Source organism: Mesorhizobium sp. M7A.F.Ca.CA.001.08.2.1 (assembly GCF_003998455.1).
GTDB lineage: Bacteria > Pseudomonadota > Alphaproteobacteria > Rhizobiales > Rhizobiaceae > Mesorhizobium > Mesorhizobium ciceri.
Genome location: NZ_RZPW01000580.1, coordinates 1 through 4,132 on the forward strand (window position 1 = coordinate 1; position 4,132 = coordinate 4,132).

Annotated in this window: 4 protein-coding genes; all 4 read right to left on the reverse strand. The window is 63.5% G+C overall.

Features of this window, described 5'->3' with window-relative positions:
• The coding region (locus EN914_RS26705; protein ID WP_127389356.1) for an FAD-dependent oxidoreductase at positions 1-784 on the reverse strand (784 nt) is incomplete at its 3' end.
• Positions 785-820: 36 nt separating this feature from the next.
• A complete protein-coding gene (gene glnT / locus EN914_RS26710) occupies positions 821-2,128 on the reverse strand; it encodes a type III glutamate--ammonia ligase (RefSeq protein ID WP_024502590.1) in 1,308 nt (435 codons plus the stop codon).
• Between the two features lie 61 nt (positions 2,129-2,189).
• On the reverse strand, positions 2,190-3,518 hold the full coding sequence (locus EN914_RS26715; protein WP_010914750.1) for an FMN-binding glutamate synthase family protein: 1,329 nt from the start codon (positions 3,516-3,518) through the stop codon (positions 2,190-2,192).
• Positions 3,519-3,524: 6 nt separating this feature from the next.
• On the reverse strand, positions 3,525-4,132 hold a 608-nt coding region (locus tag EN914_RS26720), incomplete at its 5' end, for a GXGXG domain-containing protein (RefSeq protein WP_127389357.1).

The window sequence follows — 4,132 nt, forward strand, 5'->3', positions numbered from 1 at the left end:
CGAAGGCCTGCAGCACATGGCTCTCGATCGGCAGGCGCAGACCGGCCATTGCTGCGACGCGCGACGAGGAGCCGGCGACCGCCATGCCAACCTTTCCGGCGCCGATCTTGCCGCGCGACGTCTCGACGCCGATAACCTTGCCATTGGCGTCCCTGACAAAACCGGTGACTTCGCAATTCTGGATGATGTCGACGCCGAGTTCGCTCGCCGCATGCGCATAGCCCCAGACCACCGCATCGTGCCGCGCCGTGCCGCCGCGCCGCTGCAACAGCCCGCCTTGCACGGGAAAGCGCGCATTGTCGAAGTTCAGGAACGGGATCATCTTCATGACGGCAGCGAGGTCGAGCAGTTCGGCGTCGATGCCGTTGATGCGCATGGTGTTGCCGCGCCGCGCATAGGCGTCGCGCTGCGCGTCGGAATGGTAGAGGTTGATGACGCCGCGCTGGCTGACCATCGCATTGTAGTTGAGGTCCTGCTCCATCCGCTCCCACAGCTTCATCGACAATTCGTAGAAGCCGGTGTTGCCGGGCAGACCGTAATTGGAGCGGATGATGGTGGTGTTGCGGCCGGCATTGCCGGAGCCGATCCAGCCTTTTTCGAGCACGGCGACATTCTTGATGCCGTACTCGCTGGCGAGGAACCAGGCGGTGGCCAGCCCGTGCCCACCGCCACCGATGATCACCACGTCGTAGCGATCCTTCGGCGTGGCGTCGCGCCAGGTGCGCTGCCAGTTCTTGTGGCCGGACAGGGCGGCACGAGCGAGCGAGAAGATCGAATATTTCATCAGTTCATTCCGAGGTCGCTCGCGTCGCGCTGGTGGTCAAATATCCAGCGTGTGGTCGCGCTCCCATTGCGTGAAGTGCGAAGCATAGGAATTCCATTCCTGGTGCTTCAGCTTTAGGTAGGCCGACGAGAATTCCTCACCCAGCGCCGCCTTGAGCGATTTGTCCTTGTCGAACTCGCGCAAGGCGTCAAGCAGGTTGAGCGGCAGTTTTGGCGCGCCCTTTACCGTATGGCCATGCTGGTACATGTCGATGTCGTAGCGCTTGCCAGGATCGGCCTTCGAGCGAATGCCGTCGAGGCCGGCGGCGATGATGACCGCTTGCAGGAGATAGGGATTGGCGGCGCCATCCGGCAGCCGCAGCTCGAAGCGGCCGGGGCCGGGCACCCGCACCATGTGGGTGCGGTTGTTGCCGGTCCAGGTCACCGTGTTCGGTGCCCAGGTCGCGCCCGAAATGGTGCGCGGCGCGTTGATGCGCTTGTAGGAATTCACCGTCGGGTTGGTGATCGCGGCCAGTGCGGAGGCATGTTTCATGATGCCGCCGAGGAAATTCCTGCCCTTGGCCGACAGGCCGAGCTCCATCGAATTGTCGGCGAAGACGTTGGTCTTGCCGGCCTTGTCCCAGACCGAGATATGCGCATGGCAGCCATTGCCGGTCAGGCCCTGGAAGGGCTTCGGCATGAAGGTCGCGCGCAGGCCATGCTTTTCCGCGATCGACTTGACCATGAATTTGAAGAACGAGTGCTTGTCGGCGGTGGCCAGCGCGTCGTCGAAGGCCCAGTTCATCTCGAACTGGCCGTTGGCGTCCTCATGGTCGTTCTGATAGGCGCCCCAGCCGAGCGCCAGCATGTGGTCGCAGATCTCGGCGATGACGTCGTAGCGGCGCATCACCGCTTGCTGGTCGTAGCAGGGTTTTGAGGCCGTGTCGTATTCGTCGGAGATCGTCTTGCCGTCAGGCGAGATCAGGAAGAACTCGGCCTCGACGCCGGTCTTGACATGCATGCCGTCGCTGGCGGCTTCCGCGATCAGCCGCTTCAGTGTGTTGCGCGGCGCCTGGTCGACCTCCTTGTCGTCCATGATGCAGTTGGCCGCGACCCAGGCAACCTCAGGCTTCCACGGCAGCTGGATCACCGAATCCGGATCCGGCACCGCAAGCATGTCGGGATGCGCCGGCGTCAGGTCCAGCCATGTGGCGAAACCGGCAAAGCCGGCGCCGTCCTTCTGCATGTCTGATATCGCCTGCGCCGGCACCAGCTTGGCACGCTGGCCACTGAACAGGTCAGTGTAGGAAATCATGAAATATTTGACGTTTTTCGCCCTTGCGAATTCAGCAAGATCAGTTGCCACGGTAGTTCCCCATTTTTATCGATTGTTGTTCCCGAGTATGCGGGAATCGGCCCTTCGTTGATCAGAAGCCGTTCTTCCCCGGTATCCAGTTGGTGCCGGCCAGCGGCACGCCGGCCATGGCGGCTGCCTCGATCGTCAGCGCGACCAGGTCCTCGGGTTCGAGATTGTGCAGGCTGTTCTTGCCGCACGCGCGGGCGATCGTTTGAGCCTCAAGGGTCATCACCTTGAGGTAGTTCGCCAGCCGGCGCCCGGCAGCCACCGGATCGACCCGCTTCATCAGTTCCGGATCCTGCGTGGTGATGCCGGCGGGGTCGCGCCCCTCGTGCCAATCGTCATAAGCGCCGGCGGTGGTGCCAAGCTCGTTGTACTCCGCCTCCCAGCGCGGATCGTTGTCGCCGAGCGCGACAAGGGCCGCCGTGCCGATCGAGACCGCGTCGACGCCGAGCGCCAGCGCCTTGGCGACATCGGCGCCGTTGCGAATGCCGCCGGAGACGATCAACTGCACCTTGCGGTGCATGCCGAGGTCCTGCAGCGCCTGCACGGCCGGCCTGATGCAGGCAAGCGTCGGCTGGCCGACATTTTCGATGAACACTTCCTGGGTGGCGGCGGTGCCGCCCTGCATGCCGTCGACGACAACGACATCGGCGCCGGCCTTCACGGCAAGCGCCGTGTCATAATAGGGGCGCGCGCCGCCGACCTTGACGTAGATCGGTTTTTCCCAGTCGGTGATTTCGCGCAATTCGAGGATCTTGATCTCGAGATCGTCGGGTCCGGTCCAGTCGGGATGGCGTGAGGCCGAGCGCTGGTCGATGCCTTTCGGCAGCGTGCGCATTTCGGCGACACGATCCGAAATCTTCTGGCCAAGCAGCATGCCGCCGCCGCCCGGCTTGGCACCTTGCCCGACGACGACCTCGATCGCATCGGCGCGGCGCAGATCGCGCAGGTTCATGCCGTAGCGCGAGGGCAGATATTGATAGACCAGTTGCTTGGAATGGCCGCGCTCCTCCTCGGTCATGCCGCCGTCGCCCGTCGTGGTCGAGGTGCCCGACAGGGTAGCGCCGCGTCCGAGCGCTTCCTTAGCGGGACCCGACAGCGAGCCGAAGCTCATGCCGGCAATGGTGATCGGAATCTTCAACTCGATCGGCTTCTTGGCATGGCGAGAGCCGAGCACGACCGATGTGTCGCAGCGCTCGCGATAGCCTTCGAGCGGGTAACGCGAGATCGAGGCGCCGAGGAACAGTAGGTCGTCGAAATGCGGCAGCTTGCGCTTGGCGCCGGCGCCACGGATGTCATAGATGCCGGTCGCCGCGGCACGGCGGATCTCGGAAAGCGTGTAGTCGTCGAAGGTCGCGGATTTGCGCGGCGTCGTCGGCGGGTTCCTGTAGGTCATGCTGCCTCAATACGCGTCGGCGTTGTCGATATTGAAATTATAGAGGGTACGCGCCGAGCCGTAGCGCTTGAACTCCGACGGCTTGACGCCGGTGACGCCGGCGCGGTCGAGCAGGCCCTGCAGCAATTCCAGATGCTCGGTCCGCATTTCCTTGGCGATGCAGTCGGCGCCGAGGCTGTCGACCTTGCCGCGCACGAAGAGCCGCGCCTCGTAGATGGAATCGCCGAGCGCATCGCCGGCATCGCCCAACACCACCAGATTGCCTGACTGCGCCATGAAGGCCGACATATGGCCGATATTTCCATGCACGACGATATCGATGCCCTTCATCGAAATGCCGCAGCGCGACGAGGCGTTGCCTTCGATGACCAGCAGGCCGCCCTTGCCGGTGGCGCCAGCATACTGGCTGGCGTCGCCTTTGATGGTGATCGAGCCCGACATCATGTTCTCGCCGACTCCAGGCCCTGCCGAGCCATGCACGGTAATGGTGCTGCCGGAATTCATGCCGCCGCAGTAATAGCCGACGCTGCCGCGCACATCGATGGCAACAGGCTGGTCGACGCCAACGGCCACCGAATGGCTGCCTTTCGGGTTCAGCACTTCCCATGCCGTTT